The organism is Lysinibacillus sp. NPDC092081, from assembly GCF_044755845.1.
Taxonomy (GTDB): Bacteria; Bacillota; Bacilli; order Bacillales_A; family Planococcaceae; genus Lysinibacillus.
On record NZ_JBIVRU010000001.1, the window covers coordinates 450463 to 469488 of the forward strand.

Genomic DNA, 19026 nt, shown 5'->3' on the forward strand with positions numbered 1-19026 from the left:
TTGCCCCCACCCCCAAAAACTTCTTGTAATTAAAAGGATACAGAGTGAAAATTAATAAATCTAATATATAATTTATATAAAAGGATAAAAAATTCTTATAAGAGGTGGGATACATAATGAATTTACATGCTCTTAGATTATTCACAAAAGTAGCTGAGCTCAATAGTGTTTCTAAGGCAGCGCAAGCTCTAATGATTAGTCAACCTGCCGTTACCATTCAAATGAGAAATTTAGAAAAAGAACTAGGCTTAACTCTTTTAGAATCAAAAGGTAGAGGAATTACCTTAACACAAAACGGAGAATTTTTATTTAAACAGGCCCAACGATTATTTGATTTGGAATTGGATATTGAAAACAAACTAGAGCAATTAAAAAACACAGGTAATGAGGAATTACAAATTGCTTCTACCCATGTCCCATCCCATTTTTTATTACCAAAATGGCTTGCAAAGTATAAACAAGCCTATCCGACAACTAATATCCACCTAAAAACGGCTAACTCCCAACAGGTTATTGAAGAATTACTTCACTATAAGGCTGATATGGGTTTTATCGTAAAAGAGGATGGTCATCATCCAGATATTAATTATCAATTTCTCATGAATCTCGATTATTGGTTTATCGTTCCAGATGGTCATCCGCTGGCAGAACAGAAAGTGACATTAGCGAAATTAATGCAGCAGCCATTTGTTTCACGGGAAGATGGTAGCTCTACGAAAGAATATTTAAACGCTTTATGTAAAGTTCATAAAATCCCACCACCAAGAGTAGGGCTACAACTAGATGGCATCAATGAATCCATTCACGCCATTGCAGCTGGATATGGTACGATGCTAGCTCCATCCATAGCAGCTTCTAGCTTTATTCAACGACAGCAAATAGCGCGAGTTTTTATAAAAGACATCGATATTCAGCGCCCTATTTATCTTTGCACACGAAAAAATGAACAAAATATCTCTTCGACCTTTAATACTTTTATTAACATCATCAATGACTCAATTTCATAACAATCGCTTCTCAAAAGTTTGAACTACACAAAATTTGTATAACAACGAATTGGTGTGTAGTTTTTTTATTCCTAAAAGATTGTAATTAACTTTATCTCAATATCTCATCAACAAAAGTTTTGGATTACATTTGTTAAAACGTATGCTTTGTATATAAGTTGATTGGAGTGAAGACTGGACGCCCCCAGGAAAGCGCCCAGTCGGAACGGAAATCAACACGCTGTGACAATGAACCATTTCAATGCTTGTTAAAGCTGTTAAAAAATAGTGAAACACATCTAGAAAATCTGTAAAAACTTCATCAATATTCGTTTTTTATAGACGAATCAATTTAAATGACCTATAATAATCCATACATTCATCAATACACGAACATTAAGGTGGTTTTTATGACTGAATATACGTTAATTTTTAAAGGCACAGCTTTTTCAAGTAAGTCTCCTACTGAAGTACAAATTTTAAAGGATTATTTATTCTTCATTAATGCTGAAGGAATGATTGAGAAAACAGTAGCTCCTGATCATGCAGATTATCAAAATTTACTAACTACATATCAGCATCAAGAAAATTTTCATCAATTAGCTGATGGACAATATTTCTTCCCAGGCTTTGTCGATTTGCATGTTCATGCACCGCAATGGGCACAAGCTGGAACTGCATTAGATATTCCACTTTATGACTGGCTAAACACATACACCTTCCCTATCGAATCCAAATTCTCCGATTTAGAGTTTGCACAAGAGGTCTATGAAGATTTAGTAAATACTCTTCTTGCCAATGGAACGACTACATCGCTCTATTTTGCAACTGTCCATAAAGAAGCAAGCCTGCTATTAGCGAAAATTTGTGCTGAAAAAGGTCAACGTGGTCTAGTTGGAAAAGTTGTGATGGATGACTCTGAACAAAATCCAAACTATTATCGAGATGCAAATACTCAAAGTGCACTAAAAGATACAGAAGAATTTATTTTAGCTGTGAAGGAATTAGCCAAATCAACGAAACAAGGTGTTTATCCAGTTGTAACACCACGCTTTATTCCAAGCTGTACGGACGATGCTTTAAAAGGTTTAGGAGAATTAGCTGCAAAATATGATACACATATCCAGTCACATTGTAGTGAAAGCGATTGGGAGCATGGCTACGTAAAGGAACGTTTTAAGAAAAATGATGCCTTTGCCTTACATGACTTTGGTCTATTAGGCGATAAATCTGTGATGGCACATTGTAATTTCTTAAATGATGATGATGCACAGTTATTTGCTGAAACAGGCACAGCGATTGGTCATTGTCCAATTTCTAACGCTTATTTTGCAAATAGCGTCATTCCCATTGCCCGCTTCCATGAAAAAGGCGTTGATATCGGATTAGGATCAGATATTTCTGGCGGTTTTTCACCTAGTCTATTCGATAATGCTAGACAAGCAGTCATATCGTCTAGAATGCTAGAAGACGGTGTCGATACATCTCTTCCTGCTGAAAAAAGAGGTGTCCCAAATTCACGTATTACGATTAATGAAGCATTTTATTTAGCAACAGCAGGCGGCGGAGAAAGCTTAAGCCTACCCGTTGGTCGATTACAAGAAAACTACACATGGGATGTACAAATCATCGATACTAAAATACCTTCTGCAAAACTTCCTATTTTTGATAACAAGGAAGATTTACAGGATATCTTCCAAAAAATTATGTATCTCGTGCGCCCTGAAAATATCCGTGAAGTTTGGGTACAAGGAAATAAAGTTCACGCTAGAGCGTAAATAACCTTTTGCATAAAAAATTAAAAAATTTACAACTTTGAGGTGTACATCTTAGTGGAAACGCAACATAACAAATTAGCTAACGATAAAATGAAAACTCAGCAGTTAACAGTTTTACCAGATGAAAAGGTATCACTCGGTCAATCCGCCCTACTTGGTTTACAGCACGTCATGGCAATGGATGTCTACGTAGTACCTTTCTTAATTGCCATGTTAATCGGTTTACAATCAGGTCAATCAAGTGCATTGATTCAATCGACTTTCATTGCGGTAGGGGTTGCAACGATTATTCAAACTCACTTTTGCATGAAGTTACCGATAGCACAAGGTCCGTCATATGTTCCAATCGGTGCCATTGTAGGTATTTATGCAGCGAGTGGTAGTGGAGATCTTGGTTGGAGTACTGTGCTAGGAGCAAGCTTAGTCGGCGCCATCTTAGTTATTATTTTAGGTTTTACAGGTATATTCAATAAAATCGTGAAAACTTTCATTCCGCCAATTGTCGGAGGAACAATTATCTTTGTGGTCGGTCTTTCATTAATGCCTGTAGGTTTAAGTAATAACATTTTTGATGCGGCAGGTGCATCTATTAACCAAAACATCTATTTAGCTTTAACTTCAGCTATCGTTCTAATCCTTTGCGTTATGCTAGGTTCTGTCTTTAATAATAAAGGCCGCGTATTTCGTATCGCTTCAGTAATCATCGCTTTAATTGCAGGCTGTATTGCCGCAAATATTATGGGTGTTTTAGATTTATCAGCAGTGTCACAAGCAAAATGGTTTAGTATGCCTCAAGTTCCATTTGCAGATTTCAGCTTCACGTTTAATTTTTCTGCCATCATTACAATGGTGATTATTTATATCGTCTTAATGGCAGAAACAACAGGTACATGGTTTGCAGTGAGTAACGTCATCGATAAACCCTTAACTGATAAACAAATTAATCGTGGGGTTATCGGCGAAGGAATTGGCTGTTTTATTGCATCATTACTAGGCTCAACTCCTGTCACTGGCTATTCAACAAATGCAGGTGTGATATCGATTACAGGTATTGCAAGTCGACGTGTTTTTATTGCTGCAGGTTTTTGGTTTATTTTATTCGGCTTCTCTGGTAAACTAGCTGCTCTTATTTCTGCTATTCCTTCAGCAGTTATCGGTGGTGTATTCGTTATCGTTTGTGGCATTATTGCCATCAGTGGTTTACAAGTAATGAAAAATGAAAGCATCGGTGAAAAGGAAATGTATGTAATCGCTGTACCGGTGATTTTAACATTAGCTCTAACATTACTTCCTAAAGATTTCTTATACTCATTACCAACAACAGTTCAATACTTATTCGGCTCTCCAATAGCAACAGCAGCTATAGTAGCCATATTGTTAAACAAAGTATTACCTAGTACTAAATAGCCTTTAAAGTCCATGCGCAATCTCCTATTCCTAAGAGATTGTGCATTTTTCTTATTCAAAATATTTTTCTGAAATTTCTGTCCTATTTTCTTTTATTTTGTTATACTAGAGCAAAAAAGTAGGGATTAAAATGATATACGACGTGATTGTAATTGGTGCAGGATCGATGGGGATGGCAGCAGGCTATCATTTAGCGAAAGCAGGAAAAAATGTCTTGATGCTTGATGCCTTTAATCCACCTCACGAAGAAGGTAGCCATCATGGGGAAACAAGAATTATTCGCTTTGCGTATGGTGAAGGAGCTAGCTATGTACCTTTTGTCAAAAGAGCAGGCGAATTATGGAGAGAACTTGAAACGTTAACCGATGAAGTCTTATTTTTACAAACAGGTGTAATAAATGTCGGTGAAGAGACCCATTCTTTTATTCAAAATGTAAAAACTAGTGCTAAGCTCTATGATTTAGCATTAGAACAGTATTCTGCGGCTGGCGCAATGGAAAAATGGTCTGGATTATCTTTACCCGAAAACTTTGTAGCTTGCTTTGAGCCTACTGCTGGTGTCCTTCGTGTAGAAGCCTGCATTCGCGCTTATAAAAAATTAGCTCTTGAGGCTGGGGCAACCTTACATACAAATGAAAAAGTGCAGAACATCGAAGCTGGACACATGATACGTGTTCAAACAGCAAATAGCATTTACGAAGCAAAGCATTTAATCGTAACAGCGGGTGCCTGGGCAACTGAGTTACTTCAAACAATGGACATCACCATTCCCGTTACACCGACGAGAAAAACCTTTGCATGGTTTGAAGCTGATGAGCAACTGTATCATGAAGACGTTTTCCCGGCCTATTGTTTTGAATTTGCTGATTCCGCATACTATGGTTTTCCAAGTATTGATGGAGCTGGCCTGAAGCTTGGCAGACATGATGGCGGTGAGGCTATCAATCCAAACGATCCGCTACGCCCCTTCGACGAACAGGATGCACTAGATTTACAAAACTTTATCAATCATTTTATGCCTCAGCATGGTGCATTGAAATTCGGAAAAACATGTAAATATTCGATGACACCAGATGAAGATTTCATTATTGATTGATTACCTGAGCATCGAAATATTATCATTGCAGCGGGCTTCTCAGGGCATGGTTTTAAATTTAGTAGCGCAGTTGGTGAAGTATTAGCTGATCTTACTCTACATGGAAAGAGTAAACAGGACTTCTCTCTCTTTAAGCTAAGTCGTTTTACGAAATAAAAAACCATCAAAGGATTGTGTCTCAAAAGTTAGTGGAGACACATTCCTTTTTACTTGCAACCAGCTATAGAAGCAAACAATCTGCTGTTGTGAAAATTGTGGTTTATTTGTGGTCATGAAGTTACAATACCATGATAGAATAAAACATAAGATATTGGTAAATAGCTTAAATTTAGGTTTATATTCGACTATTGAATATATACCACCATTTTATTTTGGGCGCTGGTATTACTTAGTCAGCTGATAAATAATTAGATTGGTATACACAAAAATTTTGACATGCATATAGAAACAAAAAAATTCTGTAACTAGAATGGTATGTGATACTATTGCTCCGTAAGCTTTTAATGATTGGATTGGCTATGTTACTTACATTGGTAATTCAAAAAATTCTAAGTAATATCGGAATATTAAACAACAACTCTTTATCTTTAGAGTTTTTAGGTTATGTAGTAATGTTTTTCATAGTATATGCATTACTCGACATTAAAAAATTTGCATACACTTATTTATGATTAAAGTTTTAATTGACACTTAATCAAATTGCACTAGAACGTTATGTTTGTTCACCAATAGGTTAAAGAACGTTTCTCACCGTGGCAGCTGTGGTGCATCGCCTCTCGGTATTGCTCTCCCGTCTCTTCATTAAAAACAAATACATCCGTAAACGTTCCACTGACATCAATTGCTAAACGACTTTGTTCCGTAGCTCTACCTTCTTTCGTGTAATAAATTTTAAATCCCAAATCATTTTTGAGTATAAAGTAAATGCCTCGAGCAGATACCCCAGATTTTTTTAAAGTTATTGCGTACAATTTAAGAAAAATCTGGGTCATTACACCGAGGCATATGTGACGTATATTTTTTTATTTTCTATCCTAAATTTCTTTCAACTTAAACTTTTTACTCACTTTTCGTGCCAATCGTAATTGTTTTAAACGTTGTAAAGAACTCTTTCGCTGCCTGCCCCTGCTCACGGGCACCGGTACTTGAGTTTTTCATTCCTCCAAACGGTGCTTGAGGCTCTGCCCCACCCGTTTCATCGTTAACTTGTACAAGTCCAACTTCACTCCGGTTAATAAAATCAAATGCTTTTGGAATGTTATTTGTATAAATAGAAGCACTCAATCCAAAATCCGAATCATTCGATAATCGAATCGCTTCTTCATAATCTTTTACTTTGATGACAGCTAAAACTGGTCCAAAAATCTCTTCATGGGCGATCGACATCTCATGTGTTACATTCGTAAAGATTGTTGGATCTATATAGTATCCTTCTAAAATGCCTTTTGTAGGACCACCACCAAATACAAGCTCCGCTCCCTCTAATTTTGCTTTTTCGATAGCGCTTAAGATAGAGTCATATTGCCCTTTGGATGATACCGGACCCATCGTGACACCAACTTCAATTTTTTTAGCTTCTGCCATTAACTGCTCTACTACCTTTTCATAAACTGCTTCCTCGATGTAAACTCGACTAGTTGCTGTACAACGCTGGCCCGTTTGCTTCATCGCACCTTCAATCGTTAATTTTGCAGCTTGATTGATATTGGCGTCAGCTAGAATGATCGCTGCATTTTTGCCTCCAAGTTCGAGCTGAATTTTTTTATTAGTTGACCCAGCAGTATCTAAAATACTTTGCCCTACACTATTTGAACCTGTAAATGTAATTGCCTTTACTTCAGGTGCCTCCAATAATACCTGCCCCACTTTTGAACCATGGCCTTGTACAACATTTAACACGTTTTTGGGTAAGCCTGCCTGTTCAAATAATTCTCCTATTAATTTACCTGTTAAAGCGCTTTCAATAGAAGGCTTCCAAACTACCGTATTGCCGTACACTAATGCAGGTGCAATTTTCCATAGAGGAATAGCGACAGGAAAATTCCAAGGAGTGATGGTAGCAACGACACCAAGTGGTACCCGCATTGTGTACAGTAATTTCGCTTCATTGGCTGACGGTAACACCTCACCTGTTGCCCGCATCCCTTCTTGTGCAAAATAACGTAAAATGGAAGCGCCACGTTTCACCTCACCAAGCATTTCATTTTTCGTTTTACCCATTTCACTCGAAGCTATTTCAGCTACTTTATCAATATTTTTCTCAAGCAAGTCTGCTGTCACGCGTAATATTTCTCCACGTGTAACAGAAGACGTATTTTTCCAACCTTCAAATGCTTTCTGAGCTGCAACGATAACGTCTTTCGTTTCATCTATTGTCAAAAGCTCAACTTGGCCTATACATTGAGATGGTTTCGCTGGATTAAATTGTTCTCGTATTTCTCTAACGATCGTTGTCATAAAACTCCTCCTTCAAATAATCATCATTTCCACTGACATTAATTTTTTTCGACAATTGTTTTACGTATATGCTCAAATGTCTCGTCTAAAATACGTAACATTTCATCTAGCTCTACTTTTGATAAAATGAGAGGTGGAGAAAAAACAACTGTATCTTGATCATACGTAACCGTTCGTAGAATCAATCCTCGTTTCATCGTTTCCTGAACAAAAATCGGACTAAGAGCCATCTCAAACAATTCACCCGTCTCACGGCTCTTCACTAATTCAATGGCTCCAAGTAATCCAAGCGTACGCACACGGCCGATAAAGCTATATTTTTCTTGCAGCGCTCGGAATCCTTCTAACATGGCATCCCCCATGTTTGCAGCATTTTCAACGAGATTTTCTTGCTCAAGGATTTCTATGTTTTTCAATCCAACTTGGCAAGCAAGTGCATGACCGCTGTAAGTATATCCGTGCATTAATGTCCCTTTAGAAAGCTCACATAAATCTTGATGAATTGTTTCGGATATCGCCACACCACCAAGTTGAACATAACCACTTGAAACTCCTTTTGCGAACGACATCATATCTGGCACTACGCCGTAATGCTCCATACCGAAAAATTTACCTGTACGACCAAACCCAGTAATGACTTCATCTGCTATGAATAAAATACCGTACTCATCACAAATATTTCGCACTTCTTTAAAGTAATCTTTTTGTGGAATATTAACTCCACCTGCCCCTTGTACGGGCTCAGAAATAAATGCGGCTACAGTCTCTGGGCCTAACACTTCAATCGTTTCACGTAAATTACGTACGGATTCGCTGTATACATAGTGGAAATCAGGGGCATGTGAATTGGTAAAGTCACGAAATGCTTGTAAGCCTGTCGCACTTGTAGCCCCCATAGCTACACCATGGTATGAATGTGTACGAGAGATAATTTTTTGACGCTCTGGCTGCCCTTTTAGTAACCAGTAATGACGAGCTAATTTAATCGCTGTATCGTTCGACTCTGAACCGCCTGAAGTGAAAAATACAGTATTTAAGTCTCCCGGAGTTAAAGAAGCGATTTTCGTCGCTAAACGAATTGCTGGTTCATTGCTAAATGATGCGAAGCAGGAACTAAATGCTAATGTAGATATTTGTTCCTTCGCCACTTCGGCAATTTCTTTACGGCCATGTCCGATATTTACATTCCATAAAGAAGACATGCCATCAATGTAGATATTTCCTTCTATATCTTTTAAATAAATGCCATTGCCCTCTGTAAAAATGGCTGCAGGACCTTGTGTTTGTTGTTGCTCAATCGACGTTGTTGGGTGTAGAAAATGTTTTTGATCTAACGTTTTTAGCTCTTCTTTTAGTTGAATTGTCATAAATGCCAACCTCTTTTCGTTTAAAATTTCATACATTTTTTTAGTAGCAATTCTCATGCCAACTGATGAAAAAATTCTTTAAGGCATTGTAATTTTTTTGACTCACTTCTAAAAGAAAGGAATGATTTTGTTAAAATGAATGCCAATTAATATAAGTTGATTGGAGTGGAGGTTGGGCGACTCCTTGGGGATCAGCGATTTAGAGGAACGAAGGCTAAAAGCATCACGTCCTGTGATAACGCCTTCGTGTTGGCCCGAGACCCTGCAGCGCAGCGAAGCGGCTCATCGGACGCCCCCAGGAAAGCGCCCAGCCGGAACGGAAATCAACCCCACGTCATGAAAATGTAGCAATATTTTTTTCATTTATTGCTTCATAAACTGTTACAAAATGAAAAAGAGACTCTTTCTTTGTTAAAAATGCCTCTTTCCTTCTAAAATCTATTAACATATCAATGATGCATTTCATCATTTTCCTTGTATTAATTAATGAATATTGCGATATTACAGCTTATTGTGCATAAATGAAATTTTGATGCAAAAATACATCACTAATCCTCATATGAAATTTGTTTCGTTAATTGGAATTTTTGTATTTTACGTACTAATGTTGACTGATCACAGCCAAGTGTTTTAGCAGCTTGCCTGATACTCGGATATTTAGATAGAGCTTCCTTAATAATCTGCTTTTCAAACGCAGCTACTTGCTCCTTTAAAATACCACCAAACTTCGGGGATACAACTTGTTCCTGGATGCTTTGTATTTCTACAGGATCTTCTAGATCACGTATAATAGTTGGGTTACTATCTAACTCTTGTTGCACAATAAATGCTGTTATTTCTGGCTGCGTTGCTAGTAAGCAAATACGCTCCACCATATTTTTAAGTTGACGTACATTTCCTGGCCAATCATAAGACTCTAATATTTTCATGGCCGATGACTCAATTGTCCGATGAATACCGTATTTTTCTTCAACAATAGCTAAAAAATGGTTGACTAGTGGGATGATATCTTGACGACGGTGTCTTAAAGGAGGAATTTCAATCGGGATAATATTTAACCGATAATATAAATCCTCACGAAAATTACCTTGCCTCACCATCTCCGCTAAATTTCGGTTTGTCGCAGCGATTATGCGTACATCAATAGGAATAGGCTTTCCACTACCTAGACGCTGAACCTCTGATTCTTGGAGCACACGTAATAATTTCGCCTGCAGTAATAAGGGCATCTCTCCAATTTCATCTAAAAACACTGTACCACCTGATGCAATCTCAAATAACCCTGCCTTACCACCTCTTAATGCACCTGTAAATGCTCCTGCCTCATAGCCAAAAAGTTCAGATTCTAATAAATTCTCAGGGATTGCACTACAGTTAATCGTTAATATTTGCTTATTGTGACGTCGGCTATTTGCATGAATAAGCTTTGTGATCTCTTCTTTACCTACGCCCGACTCACCACCAATTAACACAGTTGAGTCTACCTCTGCAACTCTCATAACTCGCTTTATAACCTGCATCATTGCTGAAGATACAGCTATTAAACTACTTTTTGTTGTTTCTTTATTATGTAAGGCATGTAGCTTATTTTTAAAGTTCTCATTTTGAACTTCTAATTTTTTTACTTCTTTCTCTAACAGTTTCAATTGTGTCATATCACGTGTAATTGCTACTACGTATTGTAATTCACCGTCTTCATCAAATATTGGCTTACCCGAAACTAAAAAGCATTTGCCATTAATGAACGTCTGTAAAATAGTTACTTTTTCTTTTGATTCAATTACTTTCATCGAAATGGAATCACTCATTAATCCTTCAGCGATGACGTCTTGTGCGTATCTACCCATTAAATCAATGCCTACAATTTCAATATCAATATCGTTTTGGAATAAAATTTTGCCATCGCTATCACATACTGTAACGCCATCGGATATGGAGTTTAATACTTTAATTGACAATGGGTTCATAAAATCTATATAGCTATACTGCATGTATGGTTTGACATGAAATAAACTACCTTGCGAAGTCTCTAATACATGAACGAAATACCCTTCAACCTCAAAGGTTTCTATTCCTTCACTATATTTTATTATTATTTTTTCAAGAAGCTCTATTTGGATATCACTTTTAATCATTACCTCATCATTTTTTACAATAAAAAAATGCTCATCTTTATGTAGTTGAGTTATCGACATCTAGATCACTCCCTCTTGAACTTTAAAGAACTTTTTCATAAAAAAAATCCGCTCTTTCTACGGGGCATCTGTAAGCCTAAAAGGTATTAAAGCACCTTTTAATTCTTTCATGGCTTGATCTCTCGCAGAAATATCGCGAATTTTTTGTATTTTATAGTATTCTACTCTGAGGCTAGTTTTTCCTCTATTTGCTCCGCTGGTCTTGTCGACAGCTTTCGCATAATCATGAACAACACAACTGAGCCAATTAATACAAATGTACTTAAATAGAATTGTGAACGTAAAGATTCGATGAGGGCTTGGCATAAATAAACAACTGTTAAAATACCAATTGTCACATACGATAAATATGGAAACAGCCACATTCTAATCGATAATGGCTCATCTGAAACTTTGTCATAATAACGCCGGAAACGAATTTGTGAAATAGCTATAAAAATATAAACTGCAATCATTAATCCTCCAACGCAATTACCCAAAAAGTAGAAAATTACTTCAGGGGAAATGAAGTATAGCATCGCACAAATATACGCTACTACTGTACTACCAATAACAGCTGGTACAGGCACACCTCGACGATTTTTAATTTGCGAGAATATTTTAGGTGCATCGCCTTGACGTGACATTTCAAGTAACATACGTGAGCTAGTATAAAGAGCAGAATTCAAAACAGAGATTAGTGAAATAAAAATGACTATTTGAATAAGTTGTGCAGCAATTGGAAGCCCTGCCATCGATAAAATATTTGCATAAGGCGCTGCCAACGTTTTTGTATCATTCCAAGGGATAATTAAAACCATAATGGCTACTGAACCTACAAAAAATAAACCTAATCGAAAGACAACATTACGAATGGCGCGGACAATATTTTTCGCTGGATTTTCAGACTCTGCTGCCGCGATGGCTGCAACCTCAGCACCACAAATCGAGAATATAACAAAGACAATTGCCGTAAAAATCGGGACAATTCCATTTGGTGCAAATCCACCGAATTCCGTTAAAATCCCTATCCCCTTCGGTTCATAATTTGGCCAAATCCCTAAAATCATAGCTATACCAACAACTAAAAATACAATAATTGCCGTAACTTTAACGAAGGACAGCCAATATTCAAATTCACCAAACGATTTTACTGAATAAATATTAACAATTGTCATCAATAATGTGATGCCTACGCTTCCTAGCCATGTTGGTATCATCGGAAACCAATTATGCAGCATTCCCCCTATGAGTGCCGCTTCTAACCCCACAATAAATACCCAGCTTGCCCAATAAAGCCAACCTACTGTAAACCCTGCCCATGGACCAATATATTTCCCTGCATAGGAAGCAAATGAACCTAGCTCTGCCGAACCTCCTGATTTCTTTCCTAATACTATTTCTCCTGATGCCATTTCCCCAACCATTTGCATGATCAGAACTATAAGTAAGCATGCAATCGCATATGAAATCACCGCCGCTGGACCGGTACTTAAAATATTTTTTCCTGTCCCTACGAAGAGCCCTGTACCAATAACCCCCCCAATGGAGATCATTGTAATATGCCGTGTTTTCAATGATTTTTGCAAAGCCCCCATTAAACCACCCCTTTAGTGTTTTATGTAGACATTTACTAGCCCCTTTCTTCTATTTCAATGTCTAGCGTTTAATGAGCAATTCTGATGCCAAACCTATTCAATTATTAAAAATCTCAAAAAATTTCCAATCTGTACATCTATTGTTGTTATTTAAAAACTGTCTTATCACCTTACGCTATGCTGATGAGCATTAAAATTACTTAGTTAAGAAAATCTATGAATCTTTTCAAATGCGGTTTTTAAATATTGATGTAAAAATGCATCATTAATAGTTTATTTACATCATCTATCTTATTCATATACTCGATTAAATGAACTCATAATATTCATCTCTTCCCTGTACTTCGCTACTGTCCGTCTGGATATTTGGATACCTTCAGCACTTAAAGTATGTGTAAGTTGCTGATCAGTTAAAGGCTTCTGTCTTTCCTCTCCCTCGATCAACTGTTTGAGCCGCTTTTTAATATACATAATAGAATCCATTTTTCCAGAAATATTCATTACTCCTTTTGTAAATAACGATTGGAAAGCATACACACCATGAGAGGTCTTTATATATTTTCCACGCACAGCCCGACTAATCGTTGATACATGTAGATTTAAAATGTCCGCTACATCTTTTAACCGCATAGGCTTCAATGCCTCCATGCCTTTATGGAAAAAATCCTCTTGCAATTCCACTAGTATTCTAGCTAATTCGTACAGTGTTTTATCACGTTGTTCAATTCCTTGTAATAATAAAAGAGCATCTTTCATTGTATCTTTAAAATATGTTTTACAATTCGGATCATTTTTTAGCATTTCAACATAATGTTTATCGATAGTAACAATCGGTAAATATCCACGATTTAATTTAATTAACCATTCCTCTCCTATTCTTTCTACTTCAACTTCTGGCATGACATATGGAATCTCATTGAATTTATCTCCTGTGATCACTGGTTTTAAATTTTTTATATAGTTGACAGTTTTCTTCACGTCATGTAGAGACGTTTTATACTTTTTACTTAACTGTTTAATAGCCTGTGCAGCCACTAGCTCTAAATCCGTTTCGATAAATCGAGAGGCCAATTTTGGTGCAAACGCATCGCTGTCTATCTGAATGAGTAAAAACTCCTTATAATTACGTGACCCTACTCCTACTGGCTCGAAAGTTTGTAATAAGTCCAATAGTGCCTCTACATGCAAAATATTTGTTTCACATTTATTAGCAACAATTTCTACATCAACATCTAAAAAAAGACGCTCATCTAAAGATTGGATTAAAAACGTTAAGATTTTTAAATCTATAGAAGTTAGATTTTTATGCATAGGTACTTGTTCCAATAAAAACTGCTCATAGCTTTCCTTTACTGCAAGCTTCATTTCAATAGGGTTAAATGAATTATTATTTTCCGTCCCATAATATTGCGCAGAATAACGCTTATCGGAATAGCTTGCTAGTTGCATAATTTCCTCATATTGCATTTTTACTGTCGCATCCGTGACAACTAACAGTGGATTTTCGTAAGCCTTATCATAAATATATTGCTCTAGCTCATTTGTTGAATATTGCAGTATTTCTAAATGCTGTACTAATTGTGGTGATAACACTTGCATTATTTTTGGGGAAGTTTTGATAGCTATTTGCATACCCCACACCTCCATTACAGAATTTTCTACATAGTAACATGTTTATTCTGTATTTTTCCATTTTTTCACCGTTTTTTCATTTTCAATACTTAGTTTATCACTCCACTCATAAAAATTTTCTAATAATTCCAAAAAAGTGATTGACTACAGTTATAAGTGATCATAAAATACACATATACAATAATAGTTACCACATTACGGTAAAATTAAAGGAGTGATCAAATGTTTCATTTACCAACTGTGCAATTTACACAAGAGCAGGAGCAATTTCGCTTAGATGTTCGAACGTTTCTACAGGATGAATTAGCAAAAGGAACTTTCACGCCTAAATGTGACTCTTGGCTAAGTGGAGATGATCCTGAATTCTCTAAATTAATTGGTCAAAAAGGTTGGATTGGCTTAACATGGCCTAAAAAATATGGCGGTCAAGAAAGGAGTACCATTGATCGATATATTTTAACGGAGGAATTTTTAGCTGTTGGTGCTCCGGTTGCAGCACATTGGTTTGCTGATCGCCAAACAGGACCACTTCTTTTACGATATGGAACAGAAGAGCAGCGTGAAAATTTCTTACCGAAAATCGTGAAAGGTGAATGCTACTTCGGCATAGGTTTAAGTGAACCAAATAGTGGCTCTGACCTCGCTTCGGTTAGCACACGTGCTGAAAAAGTAGAGGGAGGATGGATTATCAACGGTCAAAAAATATGGACGAGTAATGCTCACCTTTGCCACTATATGGTGACTTTAGTACGGACTAGTCCTTTTGATGGCAAAAGTAAACATGCAGGGCTTAGTCAGTTGATTGTTGATTTACATGCGGAAGGGGTAACCATTGTTCCTATTAAATTTTTAACTGGTGAACACCATTACAACGAAGTGTTCTTTGACAATGTTTTTGTACCTGACAATCTGGTTGTTGGAGAGATCGGTAATGGTTGGGCTCAAGGATTAGCAGAGCTTGCCTTTGAGCGCAGTGGTCCAGAGCGAATATTGAGTACGTTCCCATTAATCGATGAGCTTATTCAAGAGTTAAAGCGCCAGAACAATTTAGAAGGATTACAGCAAGCGTCTAAAATAGTAGCTCGTCTTTGGGGTCTACGTAATTTGTCAATTGGAGTAGCCCAGCTTTTAGAATCTGGTAATAGTGAAGACGTATCTATTCCTGCTGCGCTTGTGAAGGCACTCGGTACGAAATTTGAGCAAAGTATTCCTGAAATCACACGCTTAATCGTACAGACTTATCCTACACTTGACGCGCATCGTAAAATCGATCGCTTTATGGCTGAATCTATTTTACATGCACCAGGTTTTACTATTCGAGGAGGAACTTCAGAAGTATTGTATGGCGTTGTAGCGAAAGGGGTTATAGCACAATGAGTGAAATGAAAGATATGATTCTTGATGTTGTAGAGCGCATGTTAAAAGAAAAAGTCGATAAAGAGTTAGTCGATACAGTGGAACAAGGTCATTGGGCACCAGAACTATGGGATTTGTTTAAAGAAAACGGTATGACAGCTGTAGCCATTACAGAAGAAAATGGCGGTGCAGGTGGCGACATCGAGGATTTATTGAATATTGTTCGTTTAACAGGAAAATACGCTGCACCGATCCCATTTGCAGAAACAACATTTGCAAATTATTTATTGGAGTTTACTAGTTTACAAGTAATTGAGGATTTGGCGACGTATATGCTATGCCCTAACCATGCCTTTACGTTAGAGAATGGCAAATTAACGGGAGAGGCGATTCAAATCCCTTGGGCACGTCATACAAAACACCTTGTAACACTTGCCTATAGCACGGAAGGTACACATCTTGTAGAAATAGATTTAAGCCAAGCTGAAATTAAGTTAGATACGAATTTAGCAGGAGAACCGCGTGATACCGTAATATTCCATCACGCTACAGTTTCACAAATATCTGCTGTGTTATCTCCTGACAAGGTACACGCTATAACAACACTCCATTCAGCTTTTCAATTAGCACTGATGACTGGTGCCGTCGATAAAATAAATGATTTAACTGTTCAATATACGAAAGAACGTGAGCAATTCGGTCGACCGATTCATCGCTTCCAGCTCGTTCAACAACATATTGTACATTTAGCAGGTGAAACGGCGATCGCCTTAGCAGCATTTAATAATGTAACCGAAGCCCTTCAGATGAACAATCAAAATAGTGAAGTTGCATACGCCCGCATTCGTTTCGAAGAAATTATTCAAGCAGTGACAACAATTGCGCATCAAGTACACGCTGCAATTGGTACGACACACGAGCATAGTTTGCATCAATTTACACGCAGACTTTGGTCATGGCGCGATGAAGGAGCCAGCACCTCTTATTGGACTAATTTGGTTGCAACACAACTATTGGAAAATAGTGGAGATAGTCTATGGGAATATTTAACTTCGTTTAGCGCAAGCTCTCCCCTACTTAAAGTAGAAGGATAAGAGTTTTAATTAATTTGTGACTAACTACTAATGACATGATAAGGAGTGTTTTCAATGACTGATTTACTTTTTGAAGTGCGAGACCATGTTGCCACAATTACATTAAATAGACCTGAGGCGTACAATGCTTTTAGTGAAGAGATGATCGCTAAATGGATTGAAGCCCTTGAAACTGTTCGTGATTCAGAGGATATTCGTGTTGTCATCGTAAAAGGTAATGGAAAATCATTTTGCGCTGGTGGGGATATTAAGGCGATGCAAGCTGGTGAAGGATTTTTCCAAAGCGAGGACGATATCTCTTCTACAGGATTAGCACGAAAAAATTCTCTTTGGAAAAAGATTCAACGTATCCCCCTTCTCCTTGAAGAAATCGATAAGCCCGTTATTGCACAGGTACATGGGTTTGCAATGGGGGCAGGACTTGATATGGCCTTAATGTGCGATATACGGATTGCTGCAAAATCTACGAAGATTTCAGAAAGCTACATTAACGTTGCGATCGTACCGGGCGACGGTGGCGCTTATTATTTACCAAAATTAATCGGCATCGATCAAGCATTGGACATGTTCTGGACAGCCCGTGTATTAACTGCTGATGAAGCAAAAGACAAAGGTGTTGTGACATTTGTTGTAGAAGACCATGAACTTGACGAATACACATTGACTTATGCAAAGGAATTAGCAAGTCGTCCAACTACGACATTACAATTCATTAAGCGTGCTGTTTATCAAAGTCAGCGGATGGATTTACGTACTGCCCTTGATTACATTTCATCACAAATGGCTATTGTGACAGAGCTAGATGATTTTAAAGAGGGTGTAAACGCAGTTGTAGAAAAACGTAAGCCTGTTTATAAATGACGTATTTAGGAGGAAGAACAATGCAACCTCTTGAAAATATTCGAGTGTTAGATTTATCTCGCGTTTATGCTGCCCCTGCTGGCTCCATGATGTTGGCCGATTTAGGAGCAGAAGTAATCCGTGTAGAACATCCAGATGGCTCTGATAGTATGCGTGATTGGGGGCCATTTGTGAATGATCAAAGTACGTATTATTTATGTGCTAATCGCAATAAAAAATCGATCACATTAGATTTAAAGACAATAGATGGCAGAGAAAAATTTAAAGAACTTGTCAAAGATGCCGATGTCGTCCTCGAAAATTTTAAAACGGGTGACATGGAGCGGATGGGGCTAAGCTATGAGGAATTAAGAAAAGTGAATCCAAGGATCATTTATTGTGCAGTTACAGGATTCGGTCAAACTGGTCCTCTTGCGCACGAACCAGGCTTCGACCCAGTTATTCAAGCAATGAGTGGTTTAATGCATGTCACTGGGTCACCTGAAGGAGAAGCGACAAAAGTTGGTGTTCCTATTGCAGATATTTTAACCTCTAACTATGTCGTTATTAGTATTTTAGCCGCTTTACGAATGCGCGATCAAACAAATACAGGGCAATTTATTGACTTAGCTTTATTAGACGTTCAGATGAGTAGCTTAGCAAATATAGCAAGCGCTTATTTGAATACAGGTTTTATCTCAGAACGTCAAGGTAATCGTCATAATAATGTTGCGCCGTATCAAGTATTTCACTGTGCGGATGGCCCCTTAATGATTTGCGTTGGTACAGATGGACAATTTAAAAAGTTTTGCACGATGTTGAAACGTGAAGAATGGGCCAATGATCCTCGCTTTATAACAAATACGATGCGCAAGCAACATGAAGCGGAGCTAGTTCAGATGATTACTGACATGACAATGACCAAAACACGGGATGAATGGATTACCTTATTACAACAATACAAAATTCCAGGTGGGCGTGTGAACACAATTGCAGAAGCACTAGAACAACCGCAATTTATGGCCCGGGATATGATTGGTGAAATAGAGCACGAACAATATGGTACAATCAAATTCATCAAAAGCCCGTTAAAGTTCTCTGATCTAACTATTCAATATAAACTAGCACCACCGATACTTGGAGAACATACAAACGAATTCCAAAAGTCCTCTCTACAAAAATAAAATTACGCTATAATAGAATTTATGAAGATAAATGCTCCGGCGGATGTCGAAGAAAAT

Annotated in this window: 13 protein-coding genes and 1 pseudogene; 8 read left to right on the forward strand and 6 right to left on the reverse strand. The window is 37.5% G+C overall.

The genetic code is table 11. The annotated features are described in order from the left end of the window. Positions 1-116: 116 nt before the first annotated feature. The 4 genes and pseudogenes from ACIQLB_RS02365 to solA all read left to right on the forward strand — a co-directional run bounded on the left by ACIQLB_RS02365 (position 117) and on the right by solA (position 5423). The gene (locus ACIQLB_RS02365; RefSeq protein WP_400720370.1) at positions 117-1007 is read left to right on the forward strand and encodes a LysR family transcriptional regulator; all 891 of its coding nucleotides are present in this window, start codon (positions 117-119) and stop codon (positions 1005-1007) included. A 389-nt stretch (positions 1008-1396) separates the two neighbouring features. Next, a complete protein-coding gene (gene guaD / locus ACIQLB_RS02370; RefSeq protein WP_400720371.1) occupies positions 1397-2764 on the forward strand; it encodes a guanine deaminase in 1368 nt (455 codons plus the stop codon). A 54-nt stretch (positions 2765-2818) separates the two neighbouring features. Next, positions 2819-4171 carry a uracil-xanthine permease family protein gene (locus ACIQLB_RS02375; protein ID WP_400720373.1) on the forward strand — a complete coding sequence of 451 codons (1353 nt, stop codon included), beginning with the start codon at positions 2819-2821 and terminating at the stop codon, positions 4169-4171. A gap of 130 nt (positions 4172-4301) precedes the next feature. Then, positions 4302-5423 (forward strand): annotated as a pseudogene (gene solA, locus ACIQLB_RS02380) (N-methyl-L-tryptophan oxidase). 566 nt (positions 5424-5989) lie between these two features. Here the strand turns inward: solA and ACIQLB_RS02385 are convergent. The 6 genes from ACIQLB_RS02385 to rpoN all read right to left on the reverse strand — a co-directional run bounded on the left by ACIQLB_RS02385 (position 5990) and on the right by rpoN (position 14495). Next, positions 5990-6259, reverse strand: a complete 270-nt coding sequence (locus tag ACIQLB_RS02385) for a hypothetical protein (RefSeq protein WP_400720376.1) — start codon at positions 6257-6259, stop codon at positions 5990-5992. Positions 6260-6326: 67 nt separating this feature from the next. Next, a complete protein-coding gene (locus tag ACIQLB_RS02390; RefSeq protein WP_400720379.1) occupies positions 6327-7724 on the reverse strand; it encodes an aldehyde dehydrogenase family protein in 1398 nt (465 codons plus the stop codon). A gap of 38 nt (positions 7725-7762) precedes the next feature. Beyond that, positions 7763-9091, reverse strand: a complete 1329-nt coding sequence (locus ACIQLB_RS02395) for an aminotransferase family protein (RefSeq protein WP_400720382.1) — start codon at positions 9089-9091, stop codon at positions 7763-7765. Positions 9092-9639: 548 nt separating this feature from the next. Continuing rightward, on the reverse strand, positions 9640-11286 hold the full coding sequence (locus ACIQLB_RS02400; RefSeq protein WP_400720385.1) for a sigma-54 interaction domain-containing protein: 1647 nt from the start codon (positions 11284-11286) through the stop codon (positions 9640-9642). 161 nt (positions 11287-11447) lie between these two features. Further along, positions 11448-12863, reverse strand: a complete 1416-nt coding sequence (locus tag ACIQLB_RS02405) for an amino acid permease (protein WP_400720388.1) — start codon at positions 12861-12863, stop codon at positions 11448-11450. A gap of 291 nt (positions 12864-13154) precedes the next feature. Further along, on the reverse strand, positions 13155-14495 hold the full coding sequence (gene rpoN, locus ACIQLB_RS02410; RefSeq protein ID WP_400720391.1) for an RNA polymerase factor sigma-54: 1341 nt from the start codon (positions 14493-14495) through the stop codon (positions 13155-13157). A 222-nt stretch (positions 14496-14717) separates the two neighbouring features. Here rpoN and ACIQLB_RS02415 point away from each other — a divergent pair, with 222 nt between their 5' ends. Genes ACIQLB_RS02415 through ACIQLB_RS02430 form a run of 4 tightly spaced genes read left to right on the forward strand, consistent with a single transcriptional unit; the run spans position 14718 to position 18969 of the window. After that, the gene (locus tag ACIQLB_RS02415) at positions 14718-15872 is read left to right on the forward strand and encodes an acyl-CoA dehydrogenase family protein (RefSeq protein ID WP_400720394.1); all 1155 of its coding nucleotides are present in this window, start codon (positions 14718-14720) and stop codon (positions 15870-15872) included. Then, positions 15869-16945 (forward strand): acyl-CoA dehydrogenase family protein, encoded by a 1077-nt coding sequence (locus tag ACIQLB_RS02420; RefSeq protein ID WP_400720397.1) that lies wholly within the window; start codon positions 15869-15871, stop codon positions 16943-16945. Before ACIQLB_RS02415 ends, ACIQLB_RS02420 begins: the two co-directional genes overlap by 4 nt. Positions 16946-16999: 54 nt before the next feature. Continuing rightward, positions 17000-17806: an enoyl-CoA hydratase/isomerase family protein gene (locus tag ACIQLB_RS02425; RefSeq protein WP_400720400.1), complete on the forward strand. Its 807-nt coding sequence runs from the start codon at positions 17000-17002 to the stop codon at positions 17804-17806. 20 nt (positions 17807-17826) lie between these two features. Further along, on the forward strand, positions 17827-18969 hold the full coding sequence (locus ACIQLB_RS02430) for a CaiB/BaiF CoA transferase family protein (RefSeq protein WP_400720403.1): 1143 nt from the start codon (positions 17827-17829) through the stop codon (positions 18967-18969). Positions 18970-19026 lie beyond the last annotated feature (57 nt).